The organism is uncultured Fibrobacter sp. (genome assembly GCF_947166265.1).
GTDB lineage: Bacteria > Fibrobacterota > Fibrobacteria > Fibrobacterales > Fibrobacteraceae > Fibrobacter.
On record NZ_CAMVDO010000001.1, the window covers coordinates 253,163 to 269,316 of the forward strand.

The 16,154-nt window shown below is 47.8% G+C and carries 12 protein-coding genes; 5 read left to right on the forward strand and 7 right to left on the reverse strand.

What is annotated here, in order from left to right:
* Positions 1-40: 40 nt before the first annotated feature.
* Both Q0W37_RS01005 and Q0W37_RS01010 read right to left on the reverse strand, forming a co-directional pair.
* A complete protein-coding gene (locus Q0W37_RS01005; protein ID WP_297697906.1) occupies positions 41-685 on the reverse strand; it encodes a hypothetical protein in 645 nt (214 codons plus the stop codon).
* 51 nt (positions 686-736) lie between these two features.
* Complete coding sequence (locus tag Q0W37_RS01010; RefSeq protein WP_297697908.1) at positions 737-1,633, reverse strand: aspartoacylase; 897 nt, start codon at positions 1,631-1,633, stop codon at positions 737-739.
* 96 nt (positions 1,634-1,729) lie between these two features.
* Between Q0W37_RS01010 and Q0W37_RS01015 the strand changes: the two genes are divergently transcribed.
* Positions 1,730-3,493 (forward strand): bifunctional UDP-sugar hydrolase/5'-nucleotidase, encoded by a 1,764-nt coding sequence (locus tag Q0W37_RS01015; RefSeq protein ID WP_297697910.1) that lies wholly within the window; start codon positions 1,730-1,732, stop codon positions 3,491-3,493.
* A gap of 33 nt (positions 3,494-3,526) precedes the next feature.
* Here the strand turns inward: Q0W37_RS01015 and Q0W37_RS01020 are convergent, their stop codons facing one another.
* Positions 3,527-4,336, reverse strand: coding sequence for a KilA-N domain-containing protein (locus Q0W37_RS01020; protein WP_297697912.1), 810 nt, complete (start codon positions 4,334-4,336; stop codon positions 3,527-3,529).
* Positions 4,337-4,667: 331 nt separating this feature from the next.
* Here Q0W37_RS01020 and Q0W37_RS01025 point away from each other — a divergent pair, with 331 nt between their 5' ends.
* From Q0W37_RS01025 to Q0W37_RS01035, 3 genes are all read left to right on the forward strand, one after another.
* Positions 4,668-6,209 carry a hypothetical protein gene (locus Q0W37_RS01025; protein ID WP_297697914.1) on the forward strand — a complete coding sequence of 514 codons (1,542 nt, stop codon included), beginning with the start codon at positions 4,668-4,670 and terminating at the stop codon, positions 6,207-6,209.
* Between the two features lie 113 nt (positions 6,210-6,322).
* Positions 6,323-6,907, forward strand: coding sequence for a hypothetical protein (locus Q0W37_RS01030; protein ID WP_297697916.1), 585 nt, complete (start codon positions 6,323-6,325; stop codon positions 6,905-6,907).
* Positions 6,908-6,910: 3 nt separating this feature from the next.
* Positions 6,911-7,975, forward strand: a complete 1,065-nt coding sequence (locus Q0W37_RS01035) for a nuclease-related domain-containing protein (RefSeq protein WP_297697917.1) — start codon at positions 6,911-6,913, stop codon at positions 7,973-7,975.
* A gap of 80 nt (positions 7,976-8,055) precedes the next feature.
* On the opposite strand, the gene Q0W37_RS01040 is transcribed toward Q0W37_RS01035, so the two are convergent.
* The gene (locus tag Q0W37_RS01040; RefSeq protein WP_297697918.1) at positions 8,056-9,333 is read right to left on the reverse strand and encodes an AAA family ATPase; all 1,278 of its coding nucleotides are present in this window, start codon (positions 9,331-9,333) and stop codon (positions 8,056-8,058) included.
* Between the two features lie 268 nt (positions 9,334-9,601).
* Between Q0W37_RS01040 and Q0W37_RS01045 the strand changes: the two genes are divergently transcribed.
* Positions 9,602-11,176 (forward strand): biotin attachment protein, encoded by a 1,575-nt coding sequence (locus Q0W37_RS01045; protein WP_072976800.1) that lies wholly within the window; start codon positions 9,602-9,604, stop codon positions 11,174-11,176.
* 99 nt (positions 11,177-11,275) lie between these two features.
* Here Q0W37_RS01045 and Q0W37_RS01050 read toward each other — a convergent pair whose 3' ends face one another.
* The 3 genes from Q0W37_RS01050 to Q0W37_RS01060 all read right to left on the reverse strand — a co-directional run bounded on the left by Q0W37_RS01050 (position 11,276) and on the right by Q0W37_RS01060 (position 15,942).
* Positions 11,276-12,103, reverse strand: a complete 828-nt coding sequence (locus Q0W37_RS01050) for a hypothetical protein (protein WP_297697919.1) — start codon at positions 12,101-12,103, stop codon at positions 11,276-11,278.
* A gap of 66 nt (positions 12,104-12,169) precedes the next feature.
* The gene (locus Q0W37_RS01055) at positions 12,170-14,689 is read right to left on the reverse strand and encodes a hypothetical protein (RefSeq protein ID WP_297697920.1); all 2,520 of its coding nucleotides are present in this window, start codon (positions 14,687-14,689) and stop codon (positions 12,170-12,172) included.
* A complete protein-coding gene (locus Q0W37_RS01060; RefSeq protein WP_297697921.1) occupies positions 14,689-15,942 on the reverse strand; it encodes a hypothetical protein in 1,254 nt (417 codons plus the stop codon). Before Q0W37_RS01060 ends, Q0W37_RS01055 begins: the two co-directional genes overlap by 1 nt.
* Positions 15,943-16,154: the final 212 nt, after the last annotated feature.

Genomic DNA, 16,154 nt, shown 5'->3' on the forward strand with positions numbered 1-16,154 from the left:
GGCTAAGCCGAGGCTTAAGCGAGGGGGAGGGCTCTCCCCTTTAACATCTACTATTCAAAATCCCGTAGTCGCGGCCTTCCACCGGAATCACGAGCTGCAGTTTCGAAAGCACATCGATATGCTTGTCGAATTCGGCCTTGAAATCTTCGCCGAGTTCCTCTTCGTCGTCATGATTCAAGTTATAGGCAATGTAGCTGCCATCCGGGAAGATCGAGATGCAGCAGTCCCACGTAATATCGCCTTCCTGTTCTTCCTCGTCGTCATCGCGGTCCTTGCTTTCAAGCATCAGCATCGGACGCGGGGCAGGAATCGCTTCGGCATGGCCGTTTTCAAAAATGAAGTAGTTGCGGCTCACCAGTTCATGTTCCAGAGCCATCGTCGAGGGCGTGCGTTCGAACTCGTTGCGGAGCCTGCGGATATTTCCCAGGTCGTCTTCGTACGGATCCTGAAAATCCTGCGGTAGCACCACCTGGTAGTAGTCGAATTCCTTGCCGCTCTTGGCGTAGGTTTCCTGCCATTCCTGCGGCGGTTCCGGACGAAGCGTCAAGAAGTCCTCGAAGGCGTCCAGGATTTCGAACAGCCTGGAATCCCAGGGTTCCTTTTTCTGGTTCTGCACCAGTTCCATGAAATTCTTCAGGCGTTCTTCGCCCGACACTTCTTTCAACTCTTCATTTTCTTCAATCATTTTCTTTCGTCTCTCGTCTGTAGCCGCGCAGCGGCGTTCTTTCGTCTAACGCTACCATTCCTCGACGCTTTTTACCGTAAGGCTCATCGCAATGTCCTTCTCGTAATAAGCCGGTTCGCTAATAAAAATCGGGTACACCGGGCTCTCGCCTTCGTACAGAATATCCTTGCCATCAAAAGTGCGGAACAACTTGTCGCCACTCTTGAGTTCGCGGTAATCCTTACCCAGCAATTCCGGGTGGATCATCGCCTGAATCGCGCCACCGCCCTGCGGCTTCGGGTAGCCCAAATCCTTGAACTGCGTGTAAACATCCACCTTAATTGGCGCCCTTTTCTGCAATTCGCCGCGGTTCCATTCTTCGGCAAGCTCCAGATAGCGCTTCACCAGGCGTTCCGTTTCCTCAAAAATCGCGGCATCCAGCGTTCCGTGCTGTTGCGGTCCAATCTCGATACACACATCCGCCTTCGCCACCGTTCCAAAGTAGGGCGAAGCAGAGCGTTCTTCGGGCTGGTAATAAATCCACGCATCGTCAAATTCCTGCGTCAGCACCGCCGAGGCACGCATCGTAAACGGGTCACGCGCCGAAAGAATCAGGCAATTGCCCATATTCGAGCCTGTATTGTGCACGTCCAGCAGCAAGTCCGTCTTGGTGGAGGCCCCCTTCGGGCCATAAAGCGCATCCAATTCCTTCGCACGGCGGAACTCGTACTGCTGCGGAGTCTCCGTCACATCCAGGCAAGTCTGCGAAAAAGCGCGGTTCAAGTCGAAATCTCGATACCGACGGTTCAAGCGCACCGCCTCGGGGTTCGAAAGCACCAAATCGACCTCGGCGCTACAAAGCGAACTGTAACATTCGGGGTGTTCCATCCATTTCTGGACCAAGCGCACGCCCGTCCGTTCGTTACCATGGGTTCCCCCGGCAACGACAATGGTATTAATCAAACTCATACCCCTAATATAGCAAAACAGAGCTACGCCAAAAATTTATCTTTGCAAAAGAAATTATCCGATACGGCATCCTCCAAAATGAAGAAGGATTTTTCCATGAAAAAATCAGCCCTACAAAAGCTTACAACCGTAAGTATCCCCCTGTTTTTGTCCGCATTCCTTTTGGGGGCCTGTTCCAACGACGGTCGCACCACCGATAGCGAGAAATTTTCTAAAAACAACAATCCGAAAACATTTGTCGCAAACAAAGAGTGCAACGTAAGCGGCAAAAGCGATATCGTCGTGCTGTTTACGAACGACGTCCACTGCGGCATAGACGAAAACATTGGCTACGCAAGTCTTGCGGCATACAGGGATTCCATCAAGAACCTCACCGAAAACGTGATCCTTGCCGATGCAGGGGACATCATCCAAGGAAACTACTGGGGAGCCCTTTCGAAAGGCGGATTCTTAATCCAGCTGATGAACGAAGTCGGCTATGACGTGGCAACTTTTGGAAATCACGAGTTCGACTACGGCATGAATCGCCTGGCGGAACTTCTGGATTCTTCGAAGACCGCTTTTATCGTCGCCAATTTTGCCTATACGGGCACAGGAAAAAATCTTTTCGAACAAGTGAAGCCCTACAAAATCATCGAGGTTTCGGTCGATGGCAATACCATCAAAATAGGCTTTGTTGGCGCGATAACACCCGACACCTACACCACTTCGAATCCCAAGTCATTCATAGAAGACGGCAAGAAAGTTTACGATTTATACGGAGGCAAAGACAACCAGCGCTTAGTCGAAGTCATCCAGAAAAACGTGGATCAAGTAAAAAGGGACGGCGCCGATTTCGTCATACTGCTCGCGCACTTGGGTATAGCCAATGGTTCGAAACCTTTCAGGTCCATCGACGTGATTCACGGACTCACGGGCGTCGACGTCGTTCTAGACGGACATTCGCACAGCGTCATTCCGCAAGATACCGTTTGGGATGCCCAAGAAAAAGTGGTCTTACTCGCATCTACCGGCACAAAGCTTGCAAACATCGGCCAAATGGTCGTTTCTAAAAACGGAGCAGTTTGCACCAAACTGATAAACGATTACTCCAAAAAGAATTCCAAAGTTTCTGCCAGTATCGAAAAGTTGAACAAGGAATTCGAAGACATTTTAAACAAAGTAGTCGCCCAAAGCCCGGCAACCATTCTGGCATCCGACTCAAATTCCGTCAGCCTTGCACGCGTCACAGAAAATGGAATCGGCAACTTGATGACAGATGCCTTCAGAAAACGCATGAAGTCGGATATCGCCATTGTCAATGGCGGAAACGTGCGAGCGAACATTCCAAAGGGAAATGTCACTTATAGGAACCTCCTGGAAATCTCCCCCTTTGAAAACATGATTGTAATGGCACGCATCAAGGGAGCAATCCTCCTCGATGCACTGGAACATGCCTACCGTATGGTAAAATCCGATGTGAATGGCAACCAGGTAATTTCAAAAGAACTGGAAACAGGAAGTTTCCTGCAAACGTCCGGCCTCAAGATCGTTGTAGACGGATCCACAGAAACAAGCATAGAACGAGATTCAGCAGGCAATTTCAAGAGTGTCTCCGGAAAGCGCAAGGTCGTCGATGTACAAGTTGAAAAAAACGGAAAGTACATTCCGCTCGACACCGCAGCGGAATATCTCGTGGCATCCGTAGATTACCTCCTTCAAAACGCTGGAGATGGATATTCCATGTTTAGCGACAGCAACATCGTTGACGACGCAGGGCTTACGCTTGTGGAAATTGTCGCGGATTACCTGCAAGGCGAACTAAAGGGAAAAATACCCGAACGCTACACCAAGCCCGAAGGGCGCCTAACTGTGAAGTGATTTAGCAGTTCTTTGTTAAGGGCAACGCCTTTCTTATTTCAGCAGCTTGTTCTCTCCGATGGATTCCAGCACGGTCATCTGAGAAATCGCAATTTGGTTCAATTTTAGCAACCGTTCTGGCTGCGGCAAGCCTTCTTTGATCAGTATAGAATTCAGTGACTCCATATTCGAAAGGCAAATCAGCTGGTTTACCGTTGCATAGTCGCGAACATTGCCCTGCAAATCGGCGTGTGCATCACGCCATTCCTTAGCGGTAAACCCGAATAAAGCAACATTCAAAACATCGGCTTCATTAGCATAAACCATATTCATCTGTTGTTTTGTAAGTGTTGCCGGAATCAAATTCTGCTTGATGGCATCCGTATGGATGTGATAGTTGATTTTAGAAAGTTCCCGTCGCACGGACCAACCGATTTTCGCTTGCTCAGCTTCTTTGAGTCGCTGGTATTCGCGAATGAGGTAATACTTAAATTTGGGGCTTAGCCAAGAACCAAATTCAAATGCGATATCCCTATGGGCGTATGTTCCACCATAACGACCTGCACTCGATATAAGTCCGATTGCATTTGTCCGTTCAATCCATTGCTTGGCGGAAAGGACATAACCATTGCTACCGGCATTGAATCTAATGTTACTGAATTCCGTAACATTAAAATCGGGGTTATTAACCTGCTCCCATATTCCCAGGAATTCGATCGCATAGCGTGTACTAAGCCAATGTGAAATGACTAGACCCGTTGATTCTGCGTTCTTGTGTTTTGCCATGTCTGTCAGGCTGATATAATCGTCTTGGTTCCTTTGCATAAAGGAAATACTGTTATTGTCAAAGACAATCTTCTTCATCGTCACCTCCCTGCGGACAAGCGTAAAACCGCAGTGTTTGAAATTTTGAGCACTAGAACATTTGTTCACTAATAAATATAATATCCAAAAGGGAGGATGTCAAGTGTTTTCTAAATTTTTTTGAAGGGGGAAGTCTCCCCCTCGCTCGCACTTCGTTGCTCTCTACCCCTTCTAACGGGTGCTCAAACGCCACACCCGTAACGCCCAGCTTGCACCACCTACTTAAATTATCATTTCCGCAAAGGCAGGAATCACCTTTTCAAACCCAGCAAAAAAAGCAAGTATCCCTTTTTTAAAAATTTTAAGCTATATTCCTATCAAGAGGTCTACTATGAGTTTTACGAAATATATCGTGGTATTTGGTTGCACGGCTCTTTTGGGAGCCTGTTCTAGCACAGTTTCTTCAGAAGAAGACTTCATCCCCGAAGAAATCATATCCAACAAAAAACTCAGTTCCAGCAGCACATCCAAAAAAGACAAATCCAGCAGTTCTGCAGAAGATTCCGAAGAAGAATGCCTTGGCGATTCTGGCAAGCCTTGGGATGGTACAACAGCAAAAGCATTTGCTTGCGGAAGCGGAACAAAGCTCAGTCCTTATATCATTTTAACAGCTGAACAACTTGCATACCTTTCTTTTGTTGTCGGGTCAAACGACAAGGAATACAAAGGCAAATACTATAAGCTCGGTGCAGATATAATCTTGAACGATGGTAAGATTATCGATGAAAAGGGTGCACTCGTTGCGGACTCCACTAAACTCCACAAATGGACTCCTATCGGCAATTCAAGCGTCGCCTTTACCGGAACCTTCGATGGCGACGGCCACACCGTCAGTGGAATGTTCATCAACACGACAAGTTCACATAACGGTTTGTTCGGAAACAGCAGCGGAACAATTCAAAATTTGACTCTAAACAACGCTTGGATTTACGGAGGTAAATATACTGGAGGTGTTATCGGCTACAATGTCGGCGTCCTGAAAACACTCACAAATAGAGCAAGTGTTTCTAGCGCAACCGGACCTGTTGGAGGAGTTGCAGGATCATCAGACGATTCCTACGGTAACATAAATACAGTAGACAGCTTATATAATTTCGGAGTAATCAAGGGAAAAACTGACGTTGGAGGGGTTCTAGGACACATCAATAGAATCAGATTAACACACGCAGAAAACAACGGAATTGTTGAAGGTGAAAAATATACCGGGGGAATCTGGGGCGGAGCCTATTCAACAACAATTGATGCTACTCATTTAGTTAATTACGGAAACATCATTGGAAAAACTAATACTGGAGGAATTGCAGGATATTGCGGCCATCACGGCATAGGATCAACGTTTTCTGGAAAATGCGGGAAGCTATCAAACGCTAAAAACGAAGGTATTGTAGAAGGCTCCTCTTTTGTTGGAGGAATTGCAGGATCTTTCGGAGGGCAATCTAATTTCATTAGCAATACAGCACCGATTACAGGAATAAATTACGTCGGTGGTTTATTTGGAAATGCTGATTTTTCAACAAATACATCTCTTTACAACACAGGCAATATTTCAGGATCTCAGAATGTCGGCGGAATCATGGGATATAACCAAGAAGGCGTCACCAGCGCAGCCTATAGCACAGGCAAAGTCGACGGAGATTCTTTAGTCGGCTTGATGATTGGCTACAACTACAACACCACCATGGCAGACTACTATTACCTTAAACAAGGCAAACAAGAGCCATTCGGCCTTAACAACGGTGGAGGAGTCGCTACACCCAAAACCTCCAAAGAAATGAAATCCTCAGACTTTGCAGAACTCCTCGGCGAAGATTTCGTTTACGACAGCGGCTTGAACAGCGGCTTTCCCATTTTAAGTTGGGAACAAGAAGAATAGTCCACAATGTTTTCCCCGACCTGGTCAGGCGGACAGCACTTAGCCCTTTAGCGCTTAGTGCGCATGGCCACCAAGGTGGGGATTTCCTTTTCAACTAAAACACAAACTTGAATATGAAACTTCCTATCATCATATTATTCTTTATTGTTAGCGCAACGTTCGGCTACGATTTGCAATATCACCCTTTTTTATTGCAGGTCAAGGACAAACATGGTGTAACCCTAGCCAAGACCCTTGACAAAGTGTATGGCGATAAAATTTCTGTAAAAAACAAGCGGTGCTATTATTTTGAATTAACCCGCGATGCCGATATTGAATACGAAATCGATAAATGCCGTATTGATTATACTCAAAAGAATATCTATTCCCAAGCCGACCGACTAAACGGTATAGAAATCAAAGGAACTCTTTGGATTGAAGGCAACTCCTTCCGTACACGTAAAGTCGGCCGCGAATGGAGCGAATGGAAATCTACTGAGCTTTTTCCAGCTTTACAATGGTATGGCAGAACAGGTTTTGAATTTCGAAAGCAAAATGGCGAATTTGAATTCACACCCACTCGAGGTGTACAGAACATTCGTGGTTCATATAATTACGTAAGTAAAAACCGTGCCAAAGCAATACAAAACGGCGATGCACCCGGCATCGTCATCAAAGAAAGTGGTTCCGGCAAAATTGTAATTCAGGAAAGCAAATAGATTTTGGGAACAATCTTCGGCATAGCACTTATTATCGCTTTTATTTTTGCAGCGATTGACGGAGCAACAAAGCCCCGTCGCAGAAGGAGACGTCGTTCAAGAAGAAACGACGATAACAACAGCTGTGTTGGATGCCTAACCGTCATGGCAATTCTCATTTGTCTTTGGCTTGGTTCCATCGCTGTCAACTTCATCAAAGCACACAGCACCGCTTTTATTGTCGGTGGTATCGTTCTAGTATTAATTATCGTAGTAGCAGCAATCGTTTTCAACGCAACCCAAACTGAAGAATTTCCTGAAGATGTTGAACCGACATACCCTAAAATATCAGAGCCCCCAAAATTCACTCATAAAGCGCAAAGTTTCTCTAGCAGTTCTTCAAAACAAGAACCCTCCCCATTTACCAAAGAACAATTAAGCGTTCATCCAGCAACTTATGAAGATGTTGTCGGTACCATTCCCACCGCGGCAGAAATGGTTGGTAAGTTGGGAGAGGATGCCGTAAGTAGAGCCGTATGGGCTGCATGTCAATTTGACAAGCGACATTATAAAATTTTAAGAAATGTCTATGTTCCAACAATTGACGGATATTCAGAAATTGATGTTCTGCTTTTGCATGAAACAGGCATCTATGTTTTTGAAAGCAAGAATTTATCAGGATCTGTCTACGGCGATGAAAAACACCCTCAATGGCAACGCTACAAGACTAATGGAGAAAAAAGCCCTATACCTAATCCTATCTTACAAAACAAACGACATATAGACTGTTTATGTGTCTTTTTAAATCAAAATAAATACCAGTTCCGCGCATTCAGCATGATTGTTTTTGGAAACAAATCAAAATTAAAATATATCCCAGAAAACAAATCACTTACGAGCATTCACGAAATTTGCAACTTAGAAATAGAATTGCTCAAGAAAATGCAAGCCGAACAAATTTTTTATAGTGTAGAAACAATTGATGAATGGTGCAAAAAATTATTGCCATGTACAATGCTTTCTGAAGAAGAAAAGCAGGCACACAAAGACCGCATTACTAAAAAATTCAAACAAAACCTTCGGCACTAGAACAATCCCGCAATTTGACAGACTCTGTCTGTCAAATCTCGGATTTTCTGTTTTGAAAATTAGGGTTATGGGGGCTTCAACTACACCGTATAAAGAGGCCTGTTTTCCATCCATTCCTGATCGCGGAATTTCTGCATACTAAAACGAATGCCCTTAAGTCCGGGATTCTTCTGCACAAAGAAACGCAGGCTCTTCGCCTGGACGTTTTCTTCCGCCTTGACCTCGATAGGATAAATCTTTTCCTCATCCTGAACAACAAAATCAAGTTCCCCACTGGAGTTTTCTGCCGACCAGTAGAAAATCTGCATATTGCGTTTTGCCTTCAGTTGCTGAAAGACAAACTGTTCGGTGAGCGCCCCCTTGAACTCCTCAAAAATCTGCGAGCCGTTCAAGATGATATCGACATCCACATTAGCCATGGCACAAAGCAACCCGACATCTGTTATGAACACCTTGAATGCCGCAAAATCCTCGTAGGCGACCAATGGCAAGGACGGTTTCTTGACGCGGTGAACCTTCGAAATTAAACCAGAATCTTTTAACCATTCCAGGGCGACCTCAAAAGTCTTCGCGCGCGCACCTTCCTTCAACATACCGTAAATAAACTTTTTGTTTTCCTTGGAAAGCTGAGCCGGAATGGAATTCCACACCATGCGTATTCGCGGAACTTCGGAATTGGGAACGTGCTTAGAAAAATCGCTGTCGTAGGAATTCAGGATATTCTTCTGGATTCTGCGGACAGCCGACAAATCCCTGTCGTTTGCAAAACTCTGGACAGCCTCGGGCATCCCCCCCACGACATAATACAATTTCAACAAGTCAATCAACTTGTCCGAAAAGACATCTATGGTTCCATAATCCCCGCTATTCAGAAGTTCCACGTAGTTCGTGTTATCCGTCGCTTCTAAGAACTCATGGAAGTTCATAGGCAAAATTTCCAGAAAGTCAACCTTGCCCACAGGGAACGACACACCCTCGTGAACGGATAATCCCAGTAAAGAGCCCGCTGCAATCACCGGATACTGAGGAGCCTTCTCGTAGAAATACTTCAAACTGGTGAGAGCCCGAGGTGCGGCCTGAATTTCATCAAAGAGAATCAGGGTGTTCTCGTCAATAGACTTTTTGGTAGCTGTCCGCAAGGCAAAAAGAATACGGTCTATGTCAAAATCCGTATCGAAAATGGCTCCGAGCCGAGAGTCATCCTCGAAGTTCACATAAACAAAGTTCTTGAACGCCTGTTTAGCAAACTCCAGCATAAGCCAGGTCTTACCAACCTGCCTTGCCCCCTTCAGAATCAACGGTTTACGGTTCGGGGAATCCTTCCATTGATAAAAATCCTTGAGTGCATACCTTCTCATAGCAACAAATATAACATAAAATGTTATAGAGTACAAAAACTACGACTAAAAAATGTCAGAAACAACAAAAAGTAAGACCAAAAAGCGTATAAACATCCATTTTTCAAGCACATTTAGGAAGTGCATAGCTAAAGGCAAAAAGAAAAATAGCCCTACATCCCCCTCATATTCCCATTTCCTAGCCTCAGTTTCCGCCCCATTTTTCTATCTTTACGCCCGTATTTTATTGTACAGTAAAAACAAGGGATTTATCCCACAGGAAAACACTATGAAAAAGATCAAGTTCCAGGATACCTCGTTCCGCGATGGTTTCCAGTCTATTTTCGGTGCTCGTGTCTTCGCCAAGGACTTTATGCCCGCAGTCGAAGCAGCCGTCAAGGCCGGCATCACCCACTTTGAAGCTGGTGGCGGCGCCCGTTTCCAGGCCCTGTACCAGAACTGCGGCGAAGACGCATTCGACATGATGGACGAATTCCGCCGCGTTGTAGGCCCGAACATCCGCCTGCAGACCCTCGCCCGCGGTATCAACGTGGTGGCCCTCGCTCCGCAGCCGCGCGACATGATCAAGCTCCATGCCGACATGTTCAAGAAGCACGGCATGACCCGCATCCGTAACTTCGACGCCCTCAACGACGTGAACAACCTCATCTACTCCGGCAAGTGCATCACCGACGCCGGTCTGGAACACGAAGTCGTCGTGACCATGATGGAACTTCCTCCGGGATGCGACCTCAACGCCGCCCACAACCCGGAATTCTACGAACGCATCCTCCGCAACATTTTGGACGCCGGTGTTCCGTTCGCCTCCGTCTGCTTCAAGGACGCTTCCGGTACCACGAACCCGACCAAGGTTTACGAAACGTTCAAGCGCGCTCGTAAGCTCCTCGGTGACAAGGTCGAACTCCGCATCCACAGCCATGACACCTGCGGTACCGGTGTGGCCCAGTACAAGGCCGCTATCGAAGGTGGCGCTGATGGCGTCGACCTCGGCCGCAAGCCGCTTTCTGGCGGTACGGCTCAGCCCGACCTCTTCTCCATGTTCCACGCCCTCAAGGGTACGGAATACAAGCTCGCCCTCGGTGAAGACAGCATCGTCGACGATCACATTCCGGAACTCATGGAAGCAAACAACGTCGCCGTTGAATGCCTCAAGGACTACAACTTCCCGCCTGAAGCACGTCAGATTACGACCGACGTGATCTTCAGCCCCATGCCGGGTGGCGCTCTTACCGCCAACACCCTCATGATGCGTGAAACCAAGACCTTCCACCTGTTCCCGAAGGTTATCGAGAACATGAGTGAATGCGTCCGCCGCGGTGGCTTTGCTTCTTCCGTGACGCCGGTTTCTCAGTTCTACTTCCAGCAGGCTTACATGAACACCCTGAACCAGGCTGCCGGTCGCGGTACTTGGTTCAAGATGACCGAAGGCTACGGCAAGATGCTCCTCGGCTACCAGGGCAAGACTCCTTGCGAACCGGATCCGGAACTCGTGAAGATCGCTGCCGACCAGTTCAACATGAAGCCGTTCAAGGAAGCCTATCCGGGCGTCCAGTGCGCAGAAGAAATCCTCGAACCGGGCATTCCGAAGGCCAAGGCCCTCCTCGAAGAAAATGGTCTGCCGGTTACCGACGAAACCATCTTCATCACGGGCTGCCTCCAGACGAAGGCTGGCAACAAGGGTATCGAATTCCTCAAGGGCAACCGCCACATTGGCGTTCCCAAGAAGGACCCGAACGCTGCTCCGGCAGTGGACACCAAGAACATGAAGGCCGGTGCCGCAAGCACTTACCGTATCGCTCTTGGCAACCAGAGCTGGGACGTGCAGGTTCAGACCCTCAAGTAATTGCGACTGTCGCGGCTTTGCCGCGACATGCTTTTACAGCAAAAAGGACTGCGTTAAAGCGCAGCCCTTTTTATTTTATTCTAATCAGCGAAGACTTTGTTAGAAGTCGAAACGCTTACCCGCGTACAAGGTCATTTCGATCAGGTCGTTGTAACCCATACCGACAAAGATTCCCGTCATCGGATGCGTGTACGTAAACTTGAGCGAGGTCGTCCAATCTTCTATGGAACTCTTGTGCAAGATATCGTATTCCATGACGACGTTGCCCCAGTGACCGGCAGGCCCAAAGCGGAAACCGAGCCAGTACGCCATGACAAAACCGGTTCCCGACTTGCCGTCGACATCGTCAACTACCAGAGCCTCATCGAGTTCATCACGCTTGTCGTCGTAATCCGAACTTCCCTGGAACATCTGAAGTCCACCGGCCACACCGAGAATCAGAAAAGCGGGATTGAAGTCAACGCCAGCAAGGACGCGTTCCTGGAAATTCATGAACGAGTATTCGCTCTTGCCATCCTTGGTTTCAAGCCATTCGCGGTAGCTCCTTGCGCCACCCAGCCAATATTCCGTATCATCATCGCGGTACTGTTTGGAGCAGTCATAGTCAGCGTCGCAACCGAACTTGAGCGAGCCGCCGAAACCGCCGAATCCAACATTCACAAAAAAGGGCGAACGGCCGACACGATAAGTAAAGTCAAGGCTTCCGCCATAGGCACTCAAATCCTTAACATTGTACTTGTCATCCGTAGCACCGTAAAAACCGGTTGCCGCCACCGTCATCGACGAAGAATCCTGTTTATCAGCCTTATGCTGCAACGGAGCAGGCATCAAGGTCGCTCCCATAGAACGCGCAGAGGGTTCAAAGCATCCCATTAGCGAAAACGAAAGTCCAATCGTTATCGCGACACCGAATAATTTTTTCAACATAATTTCTCCTATAAAAAGGCACCGGATTTTCAACAAAAAACTCCGGCGCCCTTTTGTAAATTTAGCTTAATGTAGCGAAATTGACTTGACGATACACGTCTCACCGGCCGACTTGCTGTGGAAAGCAAGCCTGTATGCGGCAAACTTGTTTTCCGGAGTCCAGGAAACGTCCACTATTTTGGAGAGCGGAATATCCTTGCTTTCAAAGTTTCCAGACGCCTTGCCCTTTTTAAGCGAATAATTACTTTCCGCAAACGAATCAAAGTATATCGCCGTGTTCTGGCAGGTTCCCGGCCAATAGACCACCTTCAGGGCCGTATAGCCGTTCAGGCTCTTCATGCCGCCAAAATCAAAATGCATTCCCTGGCTAACCGACTTGAAACTGGCCTTGAATCCATTTCCAAGCGCATCCGAATACGTTGAAATTTTCGTATTCGCGCTCCAGGGGTACATCTCGTAATTCTGGTTCGGGTAAATTTTCTTCGAGACTTTTTCCTTAGGCAGCTTTTCTTTCACCAGAGTACGTACAAGCCTCGGATCCTTGACCGAAACCATCGCTCCGTCCGAATTCAACGCCAGACGGAACCAACGGTACGAAGAAAGGTCTTCCTTGTGGGCAGGGAGCTGCCAGCGCGCCACGAACTTAGTCCCGTCCAGCGGAATATCAATTTCATGCAGCTGCACCTGACCGCTTCCATTCTTGTTCTTGGAAAGCAGGAGTTCCGCCTTCAGCCATTTTCCCTTGGCCTTATCCACCCGGATATCCACCTCGAACGAGCTATTGTCCGGAATATCTCCGCCATCGTCATACAGAGCCACCTTGTGCCAGCCCGCAGGAACGTCAAAACTATACCAGTTATCGCTATCGGGTTTCTTGTCTGTATAGTCATACTTGCTGTAGGCAAGGTAGTTCTTTCGCATATTCGTACTTTTCTTTAGGATAAGCGGAATCTTGGACTGGTCCATGCAATTGGCCCCTGCCGTAAACGAGCCCGCAAGATTTTCGTTGCGGAAAGCCTTGCTCTTGGAGTCATAATCACGGTTTGCAAGTTCGCACAGAATGCGCCACATATCCACGCGGAAACCGTTGACAATAGAGGAATCGCCCTTTGACGTTTTCTTTGCGGGCAATTCGATGTGACGCCCGCTAATGGATTCATTATAACGCGGATGAGTCGGGTCCACGGCATACACCGCATTGGCCGAGCTTCTGGTACCGGGTTTTGTAAAGGGGAAACTCTTGGACGTCTGCGAAAATGCGCAATCCGTCCTCATCGAAAGTTCCCCATCGCACAGCAGATCCATCGCACTTCCCGTCGGAATAAAGGTGCTGTTTTTTTGAATCAGGGTGTCCTTGTTCCAGCCTGTCGACAAAGAAAAATGCGCACCAAGAATCTTAATTTTCATATTCTTCGGCATCGCCTCCATAAATCCCGCACGCAGGCTATTGTACAGGGTTTCTGCAAAGGGATACGTACTGCCCTGAATAAAGTCGAACTTTGCAGCCCCCTTCTTTTCACTTTTTGAATCGCGGTCTAATCTTTCATAAACGCTATTCAAGGCAAGTTTCTTTTCCGAACTTGTCGGCGAATACATTTCACTCACGGCTTGTCCCATAAGGACACCCGCCTTCTTTGCACTCCGTTTCAGTGTGAAATAGGTATTGGAGTGTTTAGGGGACTTACCCTTCAACTGCCCCTGCGCCACAAGAACCGAAGGAAAGCCCTTATATGCAGCGGCTTCACGGTATTCGCCAAATAGGAACCTTTTGTCGGACGTGTTTACAAAGCGATCCGTCGTGCAATTCGAAAGGGCATCACAAGCAGATTTCGAATCGTACAGCAGCAGTTCGCTTGCACCGGGGCCATCGATCAAGTCCTTGAAAGCCTCCGCCGCAGAAGATCCTCCCGGGCCCGCCCAGAAATCAATCGTATAGTACAGGGAAAGCGGTAAAATGGCCCCCTGATGCGGAGAATCTAACGAAGCATACAAACGGATAGGCGCATCCTTTTTCGTGTTTCGTTTTTTGTCATAGAGGTATGCCCCGTAGCGGCCAAGGATTCCGCCCTGGCTAATGCCCATCACAACCATACCGTCTTCGAGCTTATTCACAAAGCCTATACTGGTGTTGGAATTCAGGAATTTCAGCAACTTGGCAAACAGCTGGGCATTCTGCTTCAACGGCTTCACCACCGTTTCTGCAAACTGGACAAGTACGGGAGTGTACCCTAGTTCCACCAGGACATCCATAATTCCCAGGCGGTTCGCCTCGTCTTCCAAATCAGAGAGTGTCCGTTTCCCTTCGGGACTCAAGTAGATTCCGTCCAAGATAAAGAAAGGCCTAGTCAGCGCCTTTCCCGACTTTACGAACTTATCGGCAACCGGATCCACCACACGTATTCGGACATTGTCCTTATAACGTTTCAACTTACAGGCGTACCCTTCCGCATCCACTTTATTCTTACTCGTAGATGTATACCCCAGACAAAGTTCACCAAGGGCGTCTTTCTGGAAAAAGTAATCGTACTTTCCCGCAAAAGACAACGCGGCAATCGCCAAGACCAAAAGAATAAACCTTCTCATCATTACCTTACCTCCACGAAAAGATTCTGGTTTACGACAAGTCCCCCTTCCGTCAGACGCACCGGAATTCGCTGGACACCCGCCGATTCAAAAACAATTTCCAGCGAGGAATTCGCCTTCAGCACCGTCCATCTGTTGCCGGTATAAATTTCCACCTTAGGCAATTTCTTTCGGTTGGTACTGACAAAGTAGGGGTCATAGTACAAAGTGAACGAGGCGCCCTTCACCCAAGAAGACGGGAGGCCCACAATCAGAACACGCGTATTGAGCAGTTCCTTTTTGCTGAAAGAAGTATCCACCTTGGCCCTATAGGCATAATCCACGTTTCCAAGGAGCAAGGGCATCGCGCGATTATCCGTGCTAGCAGCAAACGTAGACGCTTCGTAAAACAGGGCTTTCGGATTTGCGATAACGCTATCGCGTAGCCTTGCGCGCTCCACATAGTACATGCAGCGGAACCACCCGTCCATGGATTCCTGTGCCGAAAGTTCCGTCGATTCCACATAGGCCGAAATCTGCTCGAATTCTTCCAGATTCAAGACAAAGTCCATCTGCGTTGAATCCTTCATTTTGGCGCGGACAGAATCCCCGTAGGCAGCAGTCGTTTTCGGGAACGTTTCCGTAGCGAATTTTCCATTGCGCTTTGCCTTCATGGGGTCAACGCTTTCGAATGGGTAATCCAGTTCTTCTGCAAAGACATCCTGGAGATTTTCACCGGCCAGGGTACAGCTCAACGAGATGTCGTCTACAAGCAAGGTCGTATGCTGATGTGCCGGGACGTCGAAAAGTCCTACGCCCACATTTTGCACAACCACCTTTTTTGTGCCCACGAGTTCAGAAACAGGTGCCGAAAGCGAATACGTCTTGTTCGCCTCAAGATCATAGAACTTGACGGCACTCGTACCGAAATCACCGACAAGCCAAACTCCCATACGGGCTTTCTCTGACACGCGAGCCTTCAGCGAAACGTTTCCGCCCTGGACGGTCGCAGGCAAACCAGAAAGCGACAAAGCGCCCGTCCAGTCCCCCGCCCTTTCCTTTTCTCCAGACAAGCGAATGTAGGGCGGGGTCAGCGCCTCCATTTCGCCCCAATTGGCGCTCCATTCCGGCGCTTCCGGAAACGTCATTTCTGCGGTTTCCATTTTTCCGGCTTCGCCATCTTTATACAGCGAGACTTCTTGACACACTTGCGCAAAACTCGAAAGAGACAATACGGTCCCAATCAAGGCTGCGCACCTTGACATCCTATTTTTCATAGGACCTCCATTTATTTAAGATGTAATCAATGCATATCGGCACTCACCGGTATGCGAATCTATCAAGCCATATATCAATAGAGTTCAAAACAAAAAAAGATACACCCTTGGCATTCAGGTGTATCTATAAATTATTTTGCTCCGCTCGGAATTATAGTTAAAGAAAAATTCCTTGTAAAGAGGTTCGGCTAAAATTTTTGAAAAAATTTTCC